Raw genomic sequence first — 17,535 nt, forward strand, 5'->3', positions numbered from 1 at the left:
TTCCCACGCTCTGCGTGGGAGTGATCATTATGGGGGGAAGTTACGGGCGGATTTCGATCATCGTGCCGTCCGGTACCAGGCCCCAGACTTCACGCATGTCCATGTTGCGCATGGCGATGCAGCCATCGGTCCAGTCCAGCGTGTGGAACAAGTCTTCCGGATTGTCTTCGGTGTCCGGGGTACCGTGGATCATGATCATGCCGCCAGGCTCGACGCCTTCGCGCCGGGCGCGGGCGGAGTCGCTGATGTTGGGGTAGGAGATGTGCATCGCCAGGTTGAAACGTTCGCTGGTCTTGCGCCAGTCCAGCCAGTAAAGGCCTTCGGGGGTGCGTTTATCACCTTCCATCAGTTTTGGGCCGATGGGGCGTTTGCCCAGGGAAATGCGATAGGTCTTGAACGGCTTGCCGTCGTTGATCAACTGCAACTGATGGGCAGATTTGAGAACCAGAACTTTTTCGATGACTTTGCCGTCCGGGGCGGCCGCGACGGAAGCCTGGGAGACTGCGACGAACGATAAGCAAAACAGGGCAAGCAACCAGCGCATTGAAACGATATCCCTAAGAGGTGTCGCGACTATTTTATTTATAGATGGTTTTTTACTAACAAGTGCTTAGATGATGGCAGGCTGAGCGAGTGGCGGGATCGATTCGGACCGCACGGGGTAGACCTCGGCCCGCCGGTCAGCGAAGAAGCATTCTAATGTACGGCCCACCGTGCGGAAAGCCAGTTCGCCCCAAGGAATATCGGCCTCTTCGAACAGCTGCACTTCCAGGCTCTCGGGGCCTGCGCGAAAATCCAGATCCACAAGCTCGGCGCGAAAGAACACATGCACCTGACTGATGTGCGGCACATCGATCAGCGTATAGATGCTCAGGTTGCGTACCCGGGCGCAAGCTTCTTCGGCGGTCTCGCGAATGGCGGCCTGTTCGATGGTCTCACCGTTTTCCATGAAACCGGCGGGCAGGGTCCAATAACCGAGCCGTGGCTCGATGGCGCGACGGCACAGCAATACCTTCGAACCCCAGGTCGGCACGCAACCGGCGACGATATTGGGGTTCTGGTAATGAATGGTATGACAGCTGTCGCAGACAAAACGCAGGCGCGAATCGCCTTCGGGAATGCGCTGGGTTACCGGGTTGCCGCATTGACTGCAATATTTCATGCTTGGGTTCCTGAATGCTGCGCCTATCTTGGCGTGCAGCGGTGTCGGTCGGCAAGTTGTCGTTTCGCGACATGAGGCTTTTCGGGGGTTGGGCGGCCGGTGCGATTGGTGCATGATGCAGGGTAAGGCACAGATCGAGAAGACTCATGCTGGACGAGCTACTGCACCGGGTAAGCAATCACACACCGCGTACGCTGGAAACCGACCGACGTTTCCCCGAAGCCGCGGTATTGGTGCCCATCACGCGCAGTGACGAACCTGAACTGGTCCTGACCCTTCGCGCCAGCGGGCTCTCGACCCATGGCGGTGAAGTCGCTTTTCCCGGCGGTCGACGCGACCCTGAAGACCCTGATCTGATCTTTACCGCTCTGCGCGAGGCCGAAGAAGAAATCGGCCTGCCGCCGGGGCTGGTCGAAGTGATCGGCCCACTGAGCCCGCTGATCTCCCTGCACGGCATCAAGGTCACGCCCTATGTCGGCGTGATTCCGGATTTCGTCGAATACCTGGCCAACGATGCCGAGATCGCCGCAGTGTTCAGCGTGCCTCTGGAATTCTTCCGCAAGGACCCGCGCGAGCACACCCACCGCATCGACTATCAGGGCCACAGTTGGTACGTGCCGAGCTATCGTTATGGCGAGTACAAGATCTGGGGGTTGACGGCGATCATGATCGTCGAGTTGATCAACCTGCTCTATGACGCGAAAATCAGCCTGCATCAACCGCCCAAGAGTTTTATCAACACCTGAAGCCATCGCTCGTATGGCGTGAATCCTGCTTTTCGCTAGTGAGCCAGCCTGGTCGTGAGGACAACAAGATGAAATACCGCCTGGGCGACGCCCGCGTCGAGACCCACCCGCAGAGCTGGGTCGCACCCAATGCCGTGCTGGTGGGCAAGGTCAAACTGGAAGAGGGCGCCAACGTCTGGTTCAACGCCGTGTTGCGTGGCGACAACGAATTGATCCTGATCGGCAAGAACAGCAACGTGCAGGACGGCACCGTGATGCACACCGACATGGGCTATCCGCTGACCATCGGTACCGGCGTGACCATCGGTCACAATGCCATGCTCCACGGCTGCACGGTGGGCGATTACAGTCTGATCGGCATCAACGCAGTGATCCTCAACGGCGCGAAAATCGGCAAGAACTGCATCATCGGCGCCAACTCGCTGATCGGTGAAGGCAAGGAAATTCCGGACGGCTCGCTGGTAATGGGCTCGCCGGGCAAGGTGGTACGCGAACTGACCGAGCCGCAGAAGAAGATGCTCGAAGCCAGCGCCGCGCACTATGTGCACAACTCGCAGCGTTATGCCCGCGATCTGGTCGAGCAGGAACAATGAGCACACCTGAACGTGAGCGACCGGTCCCGTCGCCGTGCGTGAACATTTGTGCGCTGGATGAGGATGACATTTGCACCGGGTGTCAACGCACGGTGGAAGAGATCACCCGCTGGAGCCGGATGGACAACGAGGAGCGGCGCAAGGTGCTGGGGTTGTGTCATGAGCGGGCGAAGTCGAGTGGGCTGATCTGGATGTTGCCTTCCAAATCCGATTCCTGATTTTTTGTGGTAGCGCGGCTTTTGTGGCGAGGGGGCTTGCCCCCGTTGCGTTGCGAAGCGGCGCTAAACCTGCGACTTCATTCTTTCAGGCGTACGGCGTTTGCTGATTTCACGACTGCTGCGCAGCCGAACGGGGGCAAGCCCCCTCGCCACAGGTTATCTGTGCGCTGAAGATGAAGTACCCTGTGCACAAAATTGACAGGTATCTCCCGTCCATGCTCTTCCTGATCGCCTACATCAGCAGCGTCGTGCTGATCAATTACGCCTTTTCCACCGCCCCGCACCTGGACATCATCTGGTCGGCCTGGGGTGGCCTGGTGTTCGTGCTGCGCGACATGGTGCAAACCCGCTTCGGCCATGGCGCGATCGCGGCGATGCTGGTGGCGCTGGGGCTGTCTTACGTTACCTCCGATCCCTCAATTGCTCTCGCCAGTGCCACGGCGTTCGCCGTGTCCGAGTGCATCGACTGGCTGGTGTTCAGCCTCACCAAGCGCCCGTTGCACGATCGCCTGTGGATAAGTTCGGCCCTGAGCATCCCGCTGGACACCTTCATCTTCTTCGGCATGATCGATGCGCTCACACCGGGCGTGATCTTCACTGCGCTGGGTTCGAAGTTCGCGGGCGTCACCGTGGTCTGGTTGGCCATGGCATGGCGCCTGCGCAAACAGGCTGTCGTCAGCTGAAGCCAAACCCTCAGGTTCATGTAAAATGCCGCGCTTTCTCCCCATGGGAAGCGCGCTTCCCTCGATGATCCGCTCCTTTGAGGACCTGAGATGACCCGTATCGGAACTCCATTGTCGCCAACCGCGACCCGCGTATTGATGTGTGGCTGTGGTGAGTTGGGCAAGGAAGTGGTGATCGAGCTGCAACGCCTGGGCGTTGAAGTGATTGCCGTGGATCGCTACGCCAATGCGCCGGCCATGCAAGTCGCCCATCGCAGCCATGTGATCAATATGCTCGACGGTGCCGCCCTGCGTGCGGTGATCGAAGCCGAGAAACCGCACTTCATCGTGCCGGAAATCGAAGCCATCGCCACCGCGACCCTGGTGGAGCTGGAGTCCGAAGGCTTCACCGTGATCCCGACTGCCCGCGCCGCACAGTTGACCATGAACCGCGAAGGCATCCGTCGCCTGGCCGCTGAAGAGCTGGACCTGCCGACATCGCCGTACCACTTCGCCGACACCTTCGAGGACTACCGCAAGGCAGTCGAAGACCTGGGCTTCCCGTGCGTGGTCAAACCGGTCATGAGTTCCTCGGGCAAGGGCCAGAGCCTGCTGCGCAGCGTCGATGACGTGCAGAAAGCCTGGGATTACGCTCAAGAAGGCGGCCGCGCCGGTAAAGGTCGCGTGATCATCGAAGGCTTCATCGACTTCGACTACGAAATCACTCTGCTGACTGTGCGTCACGTCGGCGGCACTACGTTCTGTGCGCCTGTCGGTCACCGTCAGGAGAAGGGCGACTACCAGGAATCCTGGCAGCCACAAGCCATGAGCCCGGTTGCTTTGGCCGAATCCGAGCGCGTCGCCAAAGCGGTCACCGAAGCCTTGGGCGGTCGTGGTCTGTTTGGCGTCGAGTTGTTCATCAAGGGTGATCAGGTGTGGTTCAGCGAAGTCTCGCCGCGCCCGCATGACACCGGTCTGGTGACCCTGATTTCCCAGGACCTGTCGCAGTTCGCACTGCACGCACGGGCGATCCTGGGCCTGCCGATTCCACTGATCCGTCAGTTCGGCCCATCGGCGTCGGCGGTGATTCTGGTGGAAGGGCAGTCGACTCAGACCGCTTTCGCCAACCTGGGTGCAGCGTTGAGCGAGCCGGATACTGCGTTGCGTCTGTTCGGCAAGCCTGAAGTCAATGGCCAGCGGCGGATGGGGGTTGCGTTGGCTCGCGACGAGTCTATCGAAGCTGCTCGTGCAAAAGCGACCCGTGCTGCTCAGGCTGTTGTAGTCGAGCTGTAAACCGAGGCGCGGCATTCGCGGGCAAGCCTCGCTCCTACAGGGATCACGTCAAGACGCAAGTGCGTTCGACAAATGACCCGTAGGAGCGAGGCTTGCCCGCGAAGCTTTTGGCTTCAGGCAACCCGATTCAAATCGTTATTGCGTGTCTCCTTCAGGCACAGCACTGCGATTAAGCTTAGTACTGCCGCCCCCGACACATACCCGCCGACATAACTCAAGCCACCCATCGCCACCAGTTTCTGCGCAAAGAACGGTGCCGCCGAGGCACCGACAATACCGCCCAGGTTGTAAGCCGCCGATGCGCCGGTATAGCGCACGTGGGTCGGAAACAGCTCCGGCAGCAGCGCGCCCATCGGCGCAAACGTCACGCCCATCAGAAACAGTTCTATGCACAGGAACAACGCCACGCCCCAGGTCGAGCCATGGGTCAGCAGCGGTTCCATCAAGAATCCGGACAGAATCGCCAGCACGCCGCCGATGATCAGCACCGGCTTACGCCCGAAACGGTCGCTGGCCCAGGCCGACAGCGGTGTTGCGGCCGCCATGAACAGCACCGCGAAACACAGCAGGGCGAGAAAGGTTTCCCGGGTGTAGCCAAGCGTCGACACACCGTAACTCAGCGAAAACACTGTCGAGATGTAAAACAGTGCATAGCACACCACCATCGACCCGGCGCCCAGCAGCATCGGTGCCCAGTATTGGCTGAACAGCTCGACCAGCGGAATCTTCACCCGCTCCTGGCGAGCCACGGCGTTGGCGAACACCGGGGTTTCGTGGAGCTTGAGGCGTACGTACAAGCCGACCATCACCAGCGCGGCACTGAGCAGGAACGGAATCCGCCAGCCCCACGAACGGAACTGCTCGTCGTTCAGGCTCATGGCCAGGGTCAGGAACAGGCCGTTGGCCGCCAGAAACCCGATCGATGGGCCGAGTTGTGGAAACATGCCGAACCAGGCGCGCTTGCCTTTGGGTGCGTTCTCCGTGGCCAGCAATGCGGCGCCGCCCCATTCGCCGCCCAGTCCCAGGCCTTGGCCGAAGCGCAGCACGCAAAGCAGGATCGGCGCCCAGGCGCCAATGCTGTCGTAACCCGGCAGTACGCCGATCAGCGTGGTGCACACGCCCATCAGCAGCAAGGACGCAACCAGTGTCGATTTGCGTCCGATGCGGTCACCAAAATGGCCGAACAACGCCGAACCCAGCGGCCGCGCAAGGAAAGCGATGCCGAAGGTGAGGAATGCCGACAGCATCTGCGCGGTGCCGGAGGTTTGTGGAAAGAACACCGGGCCGATCACCAATGCTGCGGCGGTGGCATAGACGTAGAAGTCGTAGAACTCGATGGCCGTGCCGATGAAACTCGCGGTAGCCACGCGGGTGGCGGAGTTCGTCGGTTGGGCAGGCGCGGTGTCGCTGAACGTTGTGCTGGTCGTCATGTCGTTATCCCTGACAGTCATGTGCCCCAGTGGAGCGAATTATTATGGTCGAATACCCAGGGATGTGGGTTGAGGATCGGTCGCTGTTCAAGGTAGGAACAGTCGCCGCAGTGGTACGGATGGTGTCGAAGATCTGGCCGGAACCTGCTGCATGCGGGGTAAGCATGTGGTTCGGTGGGAGGCTTGGGTAAGCCGGCTCGATTATAGGAAGGTGGCTAACTATCGAACAAGAGGGGCGGTTGTTTTAACCCGTTAACGGATAAACGCAGGCGCTGAGCTGGTATGCCAGATCAGCACGCGCGTGACGCGATTTTCTTCAGTCTCCAGAATCTCCAGCCGGTATCGTCCGATCTTCAGGCACACCGCGCTGTCCGGAATTGTCTCCAGCGCCTCGGTCACCAGGCCGTTGAGGGTTTTCGGACCATCGCTGGGCAAATGCCAGCCGAGGCTCTTGTTCAGTTCGCGGATGGACGCTGCGCCATCAATCACCAGTCGGCCATCGGCCTGCGGGTGAATGTGCGGGTTATCCAGGCTGTGCTGGCTTTCGAACTCTCCGACGATTTCTTCGAGAATATCTTCCAGGGTCACGATACCCAGTACTTCCCCGTACTCGTCGACCACCATGCCCAAGCGCCGCTGCTGCTTGTGGAAATTCAGCAATTGCAGTTGCAACGGTGTGCTTTCCGGCACGAAGTACGGTTCGTGACTGGCCGCCAGCAGCGCTTCCACAGTCAGGCTTGAATCCGGCAACAAATGACGGATCTGCCGGGTGTTGAGCACCGCTTCGACCTGGTTGATGTCGCTGTGGAATACCGGCAGGCGGGTGCGCCTGTTGTGGCGCAGTTGCTCGATGATTTCTTCGAGGGGGTCGTCCAGGTTGATCCCGTCGACGTCGCTGCGTGGCACCAGAATATCGTTGACCGTGATGTTATCCAGTGCGTGGATACCTGACAGTGGGCGATAAGCTGCATGTTCGTGATCGTCGTGCCGATCTGCCGGTGCCTCGTCTTCGCTTTGCTGCACCACGTTGATTTTGCGGGCGAATGGACGCATCAGCAGTTGGCTGATGCCATTAAGTAGCCATGCGGCGGGATAGACGATTTTCAGCGGTATGCCGAGCAGTGTGTTGCCCAAGGCCAGGACGGCATCCGGGTGGCGGGCGGCGAGGGCGCGTGGCAGATAGTCGGCGAACACCAGCAACATTGCGCCGGCACCGAGGCAGGCAATCCAGGGGCCGTTTTGCGCCCAGGTGAAAATCGCCAGCAAGGTGCTGATGACCACCACCAGCGCGCGGCACAAGGTGTTGCAGAGGATCAGGCTGTTGAGCGGGAAGCTCAGCTTGGCCACGGGTTTGTCGCTGGAACGCGAGGCCGTGCGCTGGGCCAGTAATTGCTGTTGCGCAACTTCGATGGCGGTAAACAGCCCCGACCATAAAATCAGCAGGGCCAGCACCGCGAGCATCGGTCCTATGGGCAAGTCGTCCATTAATGCCGCCCGTCAGATGTGCAGAATGTATTCGCGGACCAGTTTGCTGCCGAAATACGCCAGCATCAGCAGGCAGAAACCGGCAAGGGTCCAGCGGATGGCTTTGTGTCCGCGCCAGCCGAGACGGTTGCGCCCCCAGAGCAGCACGCTGAACACGATCCAGGCCAGGCACGCCAGCAGGGTTTTATGCACCAGGTGCTGGGCGAACAGGTTCTCGACGAACAGCCAGCCGGAAATCAGCGACAACGACAGCAGGCTCCAGCCGGCCCAGAGGAAACCGAACAGCAGGCTTTCCATGGTTTGCAGCGGCGGGAAGTTCTTGATCAGCCCGGACGGATGCTTGTGCTTGAGCTGATGGTCCTGAACCAGCAGCAGCAAGGCCTGGAACACCGCGATGGTGAACATGCCGTAAGCGAGGATCGACAAGAGAATGTGGGCGAGAATGCCTGGCTCTTCGTCGATGACCTGCACCGTGCCGGCGGGGGCGAACTGTGCCAGCAACACTGTTGCGGCGCCCAGCGGGAACAGCAATACAAGCAGGTTTTCCACTGGAATCCGTGAGCAGGCCAGCAGGGTCAGGGCGATGACCGCTGCGGCAATCAGGCTGGCGGCGCTGAAAAAGTCCAGGGCCAGGCCGACCGGAGTCAGCAGATAGCTGATCAGGCTGGCGCTGTGGGCCAGCACGGCCAGTACGCCGAGCGTGACCAGCAGGCGTTTGTTCGCCTTGGCACCGGTGGCCAGGCGAGTGCCTTGATAGAAGGTCGCAGCGGCATATAAGCAGGCGGCGGCGAGGGTGGTAAGCAAGCTGGGTGACAAGGGGAGCATAAATCCTGTTAGGCAGGCCCGAAAGGCGTTGAGTTTGGCATAGAACCCATACGGCACGAAAGACCATACAAGCTGACGGCGAGGTGTCCGCCAGACGCAGTCTTCGCTATAATCCGCGACCTGCCCACGCCGCAGGCTCGCCGAGCACATGTTGATTCCGGTCTGGGCCGCCATTATCCCGGTCTACACAGGGCCTGAAAGGATCGCGCAATGTTTGAAAACTTAACCGACCGTCTCTCGCAGACGCTGCGCCATGTCACCGGCAAGGCCAAGCTGACCGAAGACAACATCAAAGACACCCTGCGCGAAGTGCGCATGGCGTTGCTCGAAGCCGACGTCGCCTTGCCGGTGGTCAAAGACTTCGTCAATTCGGTGAAGGAGCGCGCTGTCGGCACCGAGGTGTCGCGCAGCCTGACGCCGGGCCAGGCCTTCGTGAAGATCGTCCAGGCCGAACTCGAAAGCCTGATGGGCGCGGCCAACGAAGATTTGAACCTGAGCGCCGTTCCACCGGCCGTGGTTCTGATGGCCGGTTTGCAGGGTGCGGGTAAAACCACCACCGCCGGCAAACTGGCGCGCTTCCTTAAAGAGCGCAAGAAGAAGTCGGTCATGGTCGTGTCCGCGGACGTTTACCGTCCGGCGGCGATCAAGCAGCTGGAAACCCTGGCCAACGACATCGGCGTGACGTTCTTCCCGTCCGACCTGAGCCAGAAGCCGGTTGACATCGCTCAAGCGGCTATTAAAGAAGCCAAGCTGAAATTCATCGACGTGGTCATCGTCGACACCGCCGGTCGTTTGCACATCGACGAAGAGATGATGGGCGAGATCAAGGCGCTGCACGCCGCGATCAATCCGGTCGAAACCCTGTTCGTGGTCGATGCCATGACCGGCCAGGACGCCGCCAACACGGCCAAGGCCTTCGGTGATGCATTGCCGCTGACCGGTGTGATCCTGACCAAGGTCGACGGTGATGCCCGTGGCGGTGCCGCACTGTCGGTACGTGCCATTACCGGCAAGCCGATCAAGTTCATCGGTATGGGCGAGAAGAGCGAAGCGCTCGAGCCGTTCCACCCTGAGCGTATCGCATCGCGCATCCTCGGCATGGGCGACGTGCTCAGCCTGATCGAACAGGCCGAAGCGACCCTCGACAAGGACAAGGCCGACAAGCTGGCCAAGAAGCTGAAGAAGGGCAAGGGCTTCGACCTCGAAGACTTCCGCGATCAGCTGCAACAGATGAAGAACATGGGCGGTCTCGGCGGCCTCATGGACAAACTGCCGAATATCGGTGGTGTGAACCTGGCGCAGATGGGCAATGCCCAGGGCGCGGCAGAGAAGCAATTCAAGCAGATGGAAGCCATCATCAATTCCATGACCCCGGCCGAGCGCCGCGACCCTGAGCTGATCAGTGGTTCGCGCAAGCGCCGGATCGCCATGGGTTCCGGCACCCAGGTGCAGGACATCGGTCGCTTGATCAAGCAGCACAAGCAGATGCAGAAGATGATGAAGAAATTCTCCGCGAAAGGCGGAATGGCCAAAATGATGCGCGGCATGGGCGGTATGTTGCCCGGCGGCGGCATGCCCAAGATGTAAAGAATTCGCGCAGGAGCTTGCTCCTGCGCCGACCCACACGGACGTGGGATCTCCAGCAAACCCGCACTTGGCGGGAGCTGACTGGCCATCTTCAGCGATGGCTCTATAGCAAATCTGGATGGCACGCCGATAGGCGCCGGAAAAAGACATTTGCAAAAGTCCGGATATTCCTTAGAATATGCGGCCTTTCGGGCACCTATGCCCGCTGTGCATTTAGATTTGCAGCACCGACTACAGGAACGATGTTCACATGCTAACAATCCGTCTTGCCCTTGGCGGCTCCAAAAAGCGCCCGTTTTACCACTTGACCGTAACCGACAGCCGCAACCCGCGTGACGGTTCGCACAAGGAACAGGTTGGTTTCTTCAACCCTGTTGCTCGTGGTCAAGAAGTTCGTCTGTCCGTGAACCAAGAGCGCGTAGCCTACTGGCTGAGCGTTGGTGCACAGCCTTCTGAGCGCGTTGCTCAGTTGTTGAAGGAATCTGCTAAGGCTGCGGCCTGAGCAATATGAACGCGACGCCAGCTGTTGCTGATGATTTGATCGTTATCGGCAAGATTTATTCTGTTCACGGCGTTCGCGGCGAAGTGAAGGTGTATTCCTTTACTGATCCGATTAAAAACCTGTTGGACTACAAAACCTGGACGCTCAGGCGCGAAGGCAGCGTAAAACAGGTCGAGCTGGTCAGCGGACGCGGGAACGACAAGTTCCTGGTCGCAAAGCTCAAGGGTCTTGATGATCGTGAAGAAGCTCGTCTTCTGGCTGGTTATGAGATCTGCGTGCCGCGCAACCTGTTCCCTGAATTGACCGATGGCGAGTACTACTGGTACCAGCTGGAAGGTCTGAAGGTCATCGATACTCACGGGCAATTGTTCGGGAAAATCGATCATCTTCTGGAAACCGGCGCCAATGATGTAATGGTGGTCAAGCCTTGCGCTGGCAGCCTGGATGATCGCGAACGCCTGTTGCCGTATACCGAGCAATGCGTGTTGGCCGTCGATCTGGCAGCGGGCGAGATGAAGGTGGAATGGGATGCGGACTTCTAAACGTGGCTAACCTGCGCGTAGAAGTGATCAGTTTGTTTCCCGAGATGTTCTCCGCCATCAGCGAGTACGGCATCACCAGTCGGGCGGTGAAACAGGGGTTGTTGCAGCTTACCTGTTGGAATCCGCGAGACTACACGACGGATCGACATCACACTGTGGATGATCGCCCATTTGGCGGTGGTCCGGGCATGGTGATGAAGATCAAGCCCCTGGAAGATGCTCTGGTTCAGGCCAAGGCAGCAGCCGGGGAGGCGGCGAAGGTAATTTACCTGTCCCCCCAAGGCCGTCAACTGACACAGTCGGCGGTGCGCGAGTTGGCGAATCTGGATGCATTGATCCTGATTGCCGGCCGCTATGAAGGCATTGACGAGCGTTTTATTGATGCTCATGTCGATGAAGAGTGGTCGATTGGCGACTATGTACTGTCTGGCGGCGAGCTGCCGGCGATGGTCCTGATCGATGCGGTTACACGACTGCTGCCTGGAGCTTTAGGGCATGCGGACTCCGCTGAGGAAGATTCCTTTACGGATGGTTTGCTGGATTGCCCGCACTACACCCGACCGGAGGTGTATGCGGATCAGCGTGTTCCCGACGTATTGCTAAGTGGCAATCACGCGCACATCCGGCGTTGGCGTTTACAGCAGTCCCTTGGTCGGACCTATGAACGACGCGCCGATCTTCTGGAAAGCCGCTCGCTTTCTGGAGAAGAGAAGAAGCTGCTCGAGGAATACATCCGCGAGCGGGACGATAGTTAACAACGTATCGATGGTAGATCCGACGATTTACCTTAGGAGCACAGCATGACTAACAAAATCATCCTTGCACTCGAAGCAGAGCAGATGACTAAAGAGATCCCTACCTTTGCCCCGGGCGACACCATTGTCGTTCAGGTGAAAGTGAAGGAAGGCGATCGTTCGCGTCTGCAAGCGTTCGAAGGCGTAGTTATCGCCAAGCGTAACCGCGGCGTAAACAGTGCTTTCACCGTTCGTAAAATCTCCAACGGTGTTGGCGTAGAGCGTACTTTCCAGACCTACAGCCCGCAAATCGACAGCATGGCTGTCAAGCGTCGCGGTGATGTACGTAAGGCCAAGCTGTACTACCTGCGTGACCTGTCCGGTAAAGCAGCTCGCATCAAGGAAAAACTGGCTTAAGTCCAGCTTCCGATGCCGAAAGCCTGGCCTGTTCAGGTTGGCTTTTCAAGAAAATGCCTCGTATCGAAAGATGCGGGGCATTTTTCGTTATGGCTGCATATATAAAAAACTGCGGCGCTCTTTCTGTAGCTGCTGCCGAAGGCTGCGTCTGGCTGTAGCAGCTGTCGAGCTCCAGCGAGGCTGCGTCCGGCTGCGAAGCAGTCGTGAATCCGGCTAATGCGGTCTGTCTGGCGTGCCGTAATCTCTGATTATGCGACTGCTGCGTCCGAGCGCAGGCTTCGCCAGCTGCTACGGATTGCGTTACGGCTTAACTTGGTCGTATTAGTCGCACAAAAGAAAACGCCCCGAACCAGTCGGGGCGTTTGCTTTAAGTGTTGCGGCTTTTTGGGCTTGGGTGCTTAGCGCTTCAGCGAAGCTGGCAGGTGTGGCTGGATCGCTGTCAGTACTGCCTTGAAGCACTTGGTGTTGCCGGCAACGACGTGACCTTTCTCCAGGAAGTCGTGACCGCCGGTGAAGTCGCTCACCAAGCCGCCGGCTTCCTGGATCAACAGGGCGCCTGCAGCCATATCCCACTCGGACAGGCCTGACTCCCAGAAGGCGTCGAAACGGCCGGCAGCCACGTAGGCCAGGTCGAGGCTTGCCGAGCCGGCGCGGCGGATGCCGGCGGTCTGGCCAACCAGGGCGCGGAACATGCCCAAGTAGTTGTCGAGGTTGTCCATCTGGTCGTCACGGAACGGGAAGCCGGTACCCAGCAGGGCGCCGTCCAGGCTGGTACGGCCGCTAACGCGCAGGCGACGACCGTTCAGTTGAGCGCCGCGACCACGGCTGGCGGTGAATTCTTCCTGGCGAACCGGGTCCAGAACAACAGCGTGTTCCAGGCGGCCGCGGTATTTGCAGGCGATGCTGACAGCGAAGTGAGGAATGCCGCGCAGGAAGTTGGTGGTGCCGTCCAGTGGGTCGATGATCCACAGGTATTCTTCGCCTTCGATGCCGGTGCCGGCGTGCAGGCCGGTTTCTTCACCCATGATCGAGTGATTCGGGTAGGCCTTGCGCAGTGCGTCGATGATTTTCTGTTCGGCGGCGCGATCCACCTCGGATACATAATCCTTGGCGTCTTTTTCGTCGACCTTGATGGTATCCAGGCGCTCGATGGAGCGGAAGATCAATTCACTGGCGCTGCGGGCGGCGCGCAGCGCGATATTCAGCATGGGCTGCATGGATGTGTCACCTAAGGTTGTTAAAGAAAGCCGGGCATTCTATCAGAAAGTTTCTACAGGAGAAGGTCGACGTTCGCTTTCATGGCTTAACGGTAGGAGGAGCTGTAAGATTCGGCTCCCCCATTCAATGTTCGAGAGCGCCTCCCTTGCTGCAAAACATTCGTGTCGTCCTGGTCAATACCAGTCATCCCGGAAATATCGGCGGTGCTGCGCGTGCCATGAAGAACATGGGCCTGTCGCGACTGGTGCTGGTCGAGCCGCGGTTGTTCCCGCACCACGAGGCCGATGCGCGTGCGTCCGGCGCCGGGGACATCCTTGAAAACGCGCAAGTCGTCGCCACCTTGGAAGATGCCTTGGTCGGCTGCAATCTGGTGCTGGGTACCAGTGCTCGTGATCGTCGCATTCCCTGGCCGTTGCTCGATCCCCGTGAGTGCGGTGCAAGGGTGGTCGAGGAGGCGGGGCAGGGTGCCGAGATCGCATTGGTGTTCGGTCGTGAAGATTCCGGCCTGACCAACGAAGAGCTGCAGCGATGTCATTATCACGTGCACATTCCATCAGACCCCGAGTTCAGTTCGCTGAACCTCGGGGCGGCGGTGCAGGTGTTGAGCTATGAAGTGCGCATGTCCTGGCTAGCGGCCCAGGGTCAGCCGAGCAAGGTCGAGAAGGAGGAAGTGGCGTCCACCAAGAGTGGTGAGCTGGCGACCATGGATGAGCTGGAGCGATTCTATGAGCACCTGGAGCAAACCCTGGTGGCCATCGAATTCCTCGATCCGGAAAAGCCACGGCACTTGATGGCGCGCCTGCGCCGGTTGTACGGACGCAGCTCGGTCAGCCGAGCGGAAATGAATATATTGCGTGGCATCCTCACGGAAACCCAGAAGGCGGCCCGTGGCGAGCTTCTAAAGCGGAAGGATTAATGATGTTCGAGCGTTTGCGTGAAGATATCCAAAGTGTTTTTCATCGTGACCCGGCGGCGCGTAATGCTTTTGAGGTCCTGACCTGCTATCCGGGCATGCATGCCATCTGGATCCATCGCCTGTCATCGCTCCTGTGGCGCACAGAGCTGAAATGGCTGGCGCGGCTGGTGTCGAACTTCGGTCGCTGGTTGACCGGGATCGAGATTCATCCGGGGGCCAAGGTCGGTCGTCGCTTCTTTATCGACCATGGCATGGGCATCGTTATTGGTGAGACTGCCGAGATCGGCAACGATGTCACCCTTTATCAGGGCGTGACCCTTGGTGGCACCAGCTGGAACAAGGGCAAGCGTCACCCGACCCTGGAAGACGGCGTGGTGGTTGGCGCGGGCGCCAAGGTGCTCGGCCCATTCACTGTCGGTGCCGGGGCCAAGGTGGGTTCCAATGCCGTGGTCACCAAGGCAGTTCCGCCGGGTGCGACGGTGGTGGGGATTCCGGGGCGGATTATCGTCAAGTCCGACGATGAGCAGGATGCCAAGCGCAAGGCCATGGCCGAGAAGATCGGCTTCGATGCCTACGGTGTCGGCGAAGACATGCCGGACCCGGTGGCCCGGGCGATTGGTCAGTTGCTCGATCACTTGCAGGCGGTCGATGGGCGTCTGGAGGGTATGTGTGGAGCGCTGAAGGATCTGGGCAGTAATTACTGTGCCAAGGATCTGCCTGAACTGCGTGAAGAAGACTTTGCCTGTGTGAAGGGCAAGGACGAAAGCAGGGCCAGCTGATTCACGGCAGGGTCGCATTCAGGCATTTGCACCGCGCTGGTTGGTGTGCCATTGCACCGTAGACCCTGCTATGATGCGCGCGCTCTTTTGCGGGTAAACCTGAGTAATACGCTAGGTCTTATAGTTGACTTAAATACTCGGGAATTGCATACTCGCCCCATTCCGAACTCCGTGGTAATTGTCCATGCGACTGACTACAAAAGGCCGATACGCCGTGACCGCCATGCTTGACCTGGCGTTACACGCGCAGCACGGGCCGGTGTCCCTGGCCGATATCTCCGAGCGCCAAGGCATCTCCCTGTCCTACCTCGAGCAGCTTTTCGCCAAATTGCGCCGTAGCAATCTGGTGTCCAGTGTTCGCGGTCCGGGCGGTGGCTACCAATTGTCCCGCGACATGCAGGGCATCCAGGTCGCCCAGGTAATCGATGCGGTCAACGAATCGGTCGATGCAACCAAGTGCCAGGGCCAGGGCGATTGCCATTCCGGCGACACCTGTCTGACTCACCATTTGTGGTGCGATCTTAGCCTGCAGATTCACGAATTTCTGAGCGGTATCAGCTTGGCTGACCTTGTAACTCGCCGTGAGGTGCAAGAAGTAGCCCAGCGTCAGGACCAGCGTCGTTGCAACAGCAAGGCGCCACGCCTGGACAAGATTGAAGCGTCCGCCGTCGAATGACAGCCAAAGAGCTAGCGGCACGCCAGCCAGCCTGATTTAGGAGATAGTCCATGAAATTGCCGATTTACCTTGATTACTCTGCGACCACCCCGGTTGATCCGCGTGTCGCGCAAAAGATGAGTGAATGCCTGCTGGTCGACGGAAACTTCGGTAACCCGGCGTCCCGTTCCCACGTGTTCGGCTGGAAAGCCGAAGAGTCCGTCGAGAACGCTCGTCGTCAGGTCGCTGATCTGGTTAACGCCGACCCGCGTGAAATCGTCTGGACCTCCGGTGCCACCGAGTCCGACAACCTGGCAATCAAGGGGGCGGCGCATTTCTACTCCACCAAAGGCAAGCACCTGATCACCACCAAGATTGAGCACAAGGCTGTCCTCGACACCATGCGCCAACTGGAGCGTGAAGGTTTCGAAGTGACCTACCTCGATCCTCGTGAAGATGGCCTGGTCACTCCGGAAATGGTCGAAGCTGCCCTGCGTGACGACACCATTCTGGTATCGGTCATGCACGTGAACAACGAAATCGGCACCATCAACGACATCGCCGCCATCGGTGAGCTGACCCGCTCCCGGGGTATTCTGTTCCACGTCGACGCCGCTCAGTCCACCGGCAAGGTCGAGATCGACCTGTCGAAACTGAAAGTTGACCTGATGTCGTTCTCTGCCCACAAAACCTATGGCCCTAAAGGCATCGGCGCGCTGTACGTCAGCCGCAAGCCGCGTGTGCGCATCGAAGCGACCATGCACGGCGGCGGTCATGAGCGTGGCATGCGTTCCGGCACCCTGGCGACTCACCAGATCGTCGGCATGGGCGAAGCGTTCCGTGTGGCCAAGGAAGACATGGCTGCCGAGAATGCACGCATCAAAGCGCTGAGCGACCGTTTCTTCAAACAGGTTGAAGGCCTGGAAGAGTTGTACGTCAACGGCAGCATGACCGCCCGCGTACCGCACAACCTGAACCTGAGCTTCAACTACGTCGAAGGCGAGTCGCTGATCATGGCGCTCAAGGATCTGGCGGTTTCGTCGGGTTCGGCCTGCACCTCGGCATCGCTTGAGCCTTCGTACGTGCTGCGCGCCCTGGGCCGCAACGACGAACTGGCACACAGCTCGATTCGCTTCACCTTCGGCCGTTTCACCACCGAAGAAGAAATCGACTACGCCGCGCAGAAAGTCTGCGAGGCCGTCACCAAGCTGCGCACTCTGTCGCCGCTGTGGGACATGTACAAAGACGGCGTCGACATTTCGAAAATCGAGTGGGCGGCACACTGATATTCAAGTCGCCGCAACCGGGCCCTGCGAATCCACGATTGGCAGGGCTTCAAGAGCGACTCCTGATGAGTGAGGATTAAGAATCATGGCTTACAGCGAAAAGGTCATCGACCACTACGAGAACCCGCGCAACGTCGGCAAGATGGATGCAGAAGATCCTGATGTCGGCACCGGCATGGTCGGCGCTCCGGCGTGCGGTGATGTGATGCGTCTGCAGATCAAGGTCAACGAACAAGGCATCATCGAAGACGCCAAGTTCAAGACTTACGGTTGCGGTTCGGCAATCGCCTCCAGCTCCCTGGCGACCGAGTGGATGAAAGGCAAGACTCTGGATGAAGCAGAGACCATCAAGAACACTCAACTGGCCGAAGAACTGGCCCTGCCGCCAGTGAAAATTCACTGCTCCGTACTCGCTGAAGACGCTATCAAGGCGGCCGTTCGCGACTACAAGCAGAAGAAAGGCTTGATCTGACTTTCAAGATTTG

21 protein-coding genes are annotated in these 17,535 nt (G+C 59.2%); 15 read left to right on the forward strand and 6 right to left on the reverse strand.

All coding sequences use genetic code 11. The features are described 5' to 3' along the window. Positions 1–40 precede the first annotated feature (40 nt). Both AC1DIS_RS16200 and AC1DIS_RS16205 read right to left on the reverse strand, forming a co-directional pair. Positions 41–544, reverse strand: a complete 504-nt coding sequence (locus AC1DIS_RS16200; RefSeq protein ID WP_064620154.1) for a L,D-transpeptidase family protein — start codon at positions 542–544, stop codon at positions 41–43. 66 nt (positions 545–610) lie between these two features. Further along, on the reverse strand, positions 611–1,162 hold the full coding sequence (locus AC1DIS_RS16205; protein WP_018927082.1) for an NUDIX hydrolase: 552 nt from the start codon (positions 1,160–1,162) through the stop codon (positions 611–613). Between the two features lie 146 nt (positions 1,163–1,308). Between AC1DIS_RS16205 and AC1DIS_RS16210 the strand changes: the two genes are divergently transcribed. The 5 genes from AC1DIS_RS16210 (at position 1,309) to purT (ending at position 4,674) form a co-directional block, all read left to right on the forward strand. Beyond that, on the forward strand, positions 1,309–1,908 hold the full coding sequence (locus AC1DIS_RS16210) for a CoA pyrophosphatase (protein ID WP_018927081.1): 600 nt from the start codon (positions 1,309–1,311) through the stop codon (positions 1,906–1,908). 68 nt (positions 1,909–1,976) lie between these two features. After that, on the forward strand, positions 1,977–2,501 hold the full coding sequence (locus AC1DIS_RS16215) for a gamma carbonic anhydrase family protein (protein WP_007936184.1): 525 nt from the start codon (positions 1,977–1,979) through the stop codon (positions 2,499–2,501). Beyond that, positions 2,498–2,719, forward strand: coding sequence for a DUF1289 domain-containing protein (locus tag AC1DIS_RS16220; RefSeq protein ID WP_018927080.1), 222 nt, complete (start codon positions 2,498–2,500; stop codon positions 2,717–2,719). Before AC1DIS_RS16215 ends, AC1DIS_RS16220 begins: the two co-directional genes overlap by 4 nt. Positions 2,720–2,934: 215 nt before the next feature. Then, positions 2,935–3,402, forward strand: a complete 468-nt coding sequence (locus AC1DIS_RS16225; protein WP_018927079.1) for a VUT family protein — start codon at positions 2,935–2,937, stop codon at positions 3,400–3,402. A 90-nt stretch (positions 3,403–3,492) separates the two neighbouring features. Then, positions 3,493–4,674, forward strand: a complete 1,182-nt coding sequence (purT, locus tag AC1DIS_RS16230; protein ID WP_018927078.1) for a formate-dependent phosphoribosylglycinamide formyltransferase — start codon at positions 3,493–3,495, stop codon at positions 4,672–4,674. A 113-nt stretch (positions 4,675–4,787) separates the two neighbouring features. Here purT and AC1DIS_RS16235 read toward each other — a convergent pair whose 3' ends face one another. From AC1DIS_RS16235 to AC1DIS_RS16245, 3 genes are all read right to left on the reverse strand, one after another. Beyond that, positions 4,788–6,104: an MFS transporter gene (locus tag AC1DIS_RS16235; RefSeq protein ID WP_019581065.1), complete on the reverse strand. Its 1,317-nt coding sequence runs from the start codon at positions 6,102–6,104 to the stop codon at positions 4,788–4,790. Positions 6,105–6,356: 252 nt separating this feature from the next. Further along, positions 6,357–7,589 (reverse strand): transporter associated domain-containing protein, encoded by a 1,233-nt coding sequence (locus AC1DIS_RS16240; RefSeq protein ID WP_111454303.1) that lies wholly within the window; start codon positions 7,587–7,589, stop codon positions 6,357–6,359. 12 nt (positions 7,590–7,601) lie between these two features. Further along, positions 7,602–8,414 carry a cytochrome C assembly family protein gene (locus tag AC1DIS_RS16245; protein ID WP_018927074.1) on the reverse strand — a complete coding sequence of 271 codons (813 nt, stop codon included), beginning with the start codon at positions 8,412–8,414 and terminating at the stop codon, positions 7,602–7,604. Between the two features lie 210 nt (positions 8,415–8,624). Here AC1DIS_RS16245 and ffh point away from each other — a divergent pair, with 210 nt between their 5' ends. The 5 genes from ffh to rplS all read left to right on the forward strand — a co-directional run bounded on the left by ffh (position 8,625) and on the right by rplS (position 12,196). Continuing rightward, a complete protein-coding gene (ffh, locus tag AC1DIS_RS16250) occupies positions 8,625–10,001 on the forward strand; it encodes a signal recognition particle protein (RefSeq protein WP_007941401.1) in 1,377 nt (458 codons plus the stop codon). Between the two features lie 250 nt (positions 10,002–10,251). Continuing rightward, positions 10,252–10,503 (forward strand): 30S ribosomal protein S16, encoded by a 252-nt coding sequence (gene rpsP, locus AC1DIS_RS16255; protein ID WP_003198088.1) that lies wholly within the window; start codon positions 10,252–10,254, stop codon positions 10,501–10,503. Between the two features lie 5 nt (positions 10,504–10,508). After that, the gene (gene rimM, locus AC1DIS_RS16260) at positions 10,509–11,045 is read left to right on the forward strand and encodes a ribosome maturation factor RimM (RefSeq protein ID WP_086944744.1); all 537 of its coding nucleotides are present in this window, start codon (positions 10,509–10,511) and stop codon (positions 11,043–11,045) included. Continuing rightward, on the forward strand, positions 11,027–11,800 hold the full coding sequence (trmD, locus tag AC1DIS_RS16265; protein WP_172901170.1) for a tRNA (guanosine(37)-N1)-methyltransferase TrmD: 774 nt from the start codon (positions 11,027–11,029) through the stop codon (positions 11,798–11,800). The genes rimM and trmD overlap by 19 nt, the downstream gene beginning before the upstream one ends. 45 nt (positions 11,801–11,845) lie before the next feature. Then, a complete protein-coding gene (gene rplS, locus AC1DIS_RS16270; protein ID WP_003175895.1) occupies positions 11,846–12,196 on the forward strand; it encodes a 50S ribosomal protein L19 in 351 nt (116 codons plus the stop codon). A gap of 398 nt (positions 12,197–12,594) precedes the next feature. Here the strand turns inward: rplS and suhB are convergent, their stop codons facing one another. Then, positions 12,595–13,413 (reverse strand): type III secretion system regulator SuhB, encoded by an 819-nt coding sequence (gene suhB, locus AC1DIS_RS16275; RefSeq protein ID WP_007941397.1) that lies wholly within the window; start codon positions 13,411–13,413, stop codon positions 12,595–12,597. A 146-nt stretch (positions 13,414–13,559) separates the two neighbouring features. On the opposite strand from suhB, the gene trmJ reads away from it, so the two are divergent. From trmJ to iscU, 5 genes are all read left to right on the forward strand, one after another. Continuing rightward, the gene (gene trmJ / locus AC1DIS_RS16280) at positions 13,560–14,330 is read left to right on the forward strand and encodes a tRNA (cytosine(32)/uridine(32)-2'-O)-methyltransferase TrmJ (protein ID WP_018927071.1); all 771 of its coding nucleotides are present in this window, start codon (positions 13,560–13,562) and stop codon (positions 14,328–14,330) included. Positions 14,331–14,332: 2 nt separating this feature from the next. Next, the gene (cysE, locus tag AC1DIS_RS16285) at positions 14,333–15,109 is read left to right on the forward strand and encodes a serine O-acetyltransferase (RefSeq protein ID WP_026286494.1); all 777 of its coding nucleotides are present in this window, start codon (positions 14,333–14,335) and stop codon (positions 15,107–15,109) included. A 184-nt stretch (positions 15,110–15,293) separates the two neighbouring features. Next, entirely contained in the window at positions 15,294–15,785 is a 492-nt protein-coding gene (gene iscR / locus AC1DIS_RS16290) for a Fe-S cluster assembly transcriptional regulator IscR (protein WP_003227911.1), read from the forward strand. 50 nt (positions 15,786–15,835) lie between these two features. Continuing rightward, positions 15,836–17,050 carry an IscS subfamily cysteine desulfurase gene (locus tag AC1DIS_RS16295; RefSeq protein WP_007941393.1) on the forward strand — a complete coding sequence of 405 codons (1,215 nt, stop codon included), beginning with the start codon at positions 15,836–15,838 and terminating at the stop codon, positions 17,048–17,050. Between the two features lie 85 nt (positions 17,051–17,135). Beyond that, the gene (gene iscU, locus AC1DIS_RS16300) at positions 17,136–17,522 is read left to right on the forward strand and encodes a Fe-S cluster assembly scaffold IscU (RefSeq protein ID WP_003443374.1); all 387 of its coding nucleotides are present in this window, start codon (positions 17,136–17,138) and stop codon (positions 17,520–17,522) included. The last annotated feature ends 13 nt before the right edge of the window (positions 17,523–17,535 follow it).

This window comes from Pseudomonas sp. 05N433, assembly GCF_056396925.1.

What these genes read in the sequence shown, in the direction of transcription:
- AC1DIS_RS16200 (WP_064620154.1), bottom strand. Translation starts at nt 544, where the DNA reads ATGCGCTGGTTGCTTGCCCTGTTTTGCTTATCGTTCGTCGCAGTCTCC.
- AC1DIS_RS16205 (WP_018927082.1), bottom strand. Translation starts at nt 1,162, where the DNA reads ATGAAATATTGCAGTCAATGCGGCAACCCGGTAACCCAGCGCATTCCC.
- AC1DIS_RS16210 (WP_018927081.1), top strand. Translation starts at nt 1,309, where the DNA reads ATGCTGGACGAGCTACTGCACCGGGTAAGCAATCACACACCGCGTACG.
- AC1DIS_RS16215 (WP_007936184.1), top strand. Translation starts at nt 1,977, where the DNA reads ATGAAATACCGCCTGGGCGACGCCCGCGTCGAGACCCACCCGCAGAGC.
- AC1DIS_RS16220 (WP_018927080.1), top strand. Translation starts at nt 2,498, where the DNA reads ATGAGCACACCTGAACGTGAGCGACCGGTCCCGTCGCCGTGCGTGAAC.
- AC1DIS_RS16225 (WP_018927079.1), top strand. Translation starts at nt 2,935, where the DNA reads ATGCTCTTCCTGATCGCCTACATCAGCAGCGTCGTGCTGATCAATTAC.
- purT (WP_018927078.1), top strand. Translation starts at nt 3,493, where the DNA reads ATGACCCGTATCGGAACTCCATTGTCGCCAACCGCGACCCGCGTATTG.
- AC1DIS_RS16235 (WP_019581065.1), bottom strand. Translation starts at nt 6,104, where the DNA reads ATGACGACCAGCACAACGTTCAGCGACACCGCGCCTGCCCAACCGACG.
- AC1DIS_RS16240 (WP_111454303.1), bottom strand. Translation starts at nt 7,589, where the DNA reads ATGGACGACTTGCCCATAGGACCGATGCTCGCGGTGCTGGCCCTGCTG.
- AC1DIS_RS16245 (WP_018927074.1), bottom strand. Translation starts at nt 8,414, where the DNA reads ATGCTCCCCTTGTCACCCAGCTTGCTTACCACCCTCGCCGCCGCCTGC.
- ffh (WP_007941401.1), top strand. Translation starts at nt 8,625, where the DNA reads ATGTTTGAAAACTTAACCGACCGTCTCTCGCAGACGCTGCGCCATGTC.
- rpsP (WP_003198088.1), top strand. Translation starts at nt 10,252, where the DNA reads ATGCTAACAATCCGTCTTGCCCTTGGCGGCTCCAAAAAGCGCCCGTTT.
- rimM (WP_086944744.1), top strand. Translation starts at nt 10,509, where the DNA reads ATGAACGCGACGCCAGCTGTTGCTGATGATTTGATCGTTATCGGCAAG.
- trmD (WP_172901170.1), top strand. Translation starts at nt 11,027, where the DNA reads ATGGGATGCGGACTTCTAAACGTGGCTAACCTGCGCGTAGAAGTGATC.
- rplS (WP_003175895.1), top strand. Translation starts at nt 11,846, where the DNA reads ATGACTAACAAAATCATCCTTGCACTCGAAGCAGAGCAGATGACTAAA.
- suhB (WP_007941397.1), bottom strand. Translation starts at nt 13,413, where the DNA reads ATGCAGCCCATGCTGAATATCGCGCTGCGCGCCGCCCGCAGCGCCAGT.
- cysE (WP_026286494.1), top strand. Translation starts at nt 14,333, where the DNA reads ATGTTCGAGCGTTTGCGTGAAGATATCCAAAGTGTTTTTCATCGTGAC.
- iscR (WP_003227911.1), top strand. Translation starts at nt 15,294, where the DNA reads ATGCGACTGACTACAAAAGGCCGATACGCCGTGACCGCCATGCTTGAC.
- AC1DIS_RS16295 (WP_007941393.1), top strand. Translation starts at nt 15,836, where the DNA reads ATGAAATTGCCGATTTACCTTGATTACTCTGCGACCACCCCGGTTGAT.
- iscU (WP_003443374.1), top strand. Translation starts at nt 17,136, where the DNA reads ATGGCTTACAGCGAAAAGGTCATCGACCACTACGAGAACCCGCGCAAC.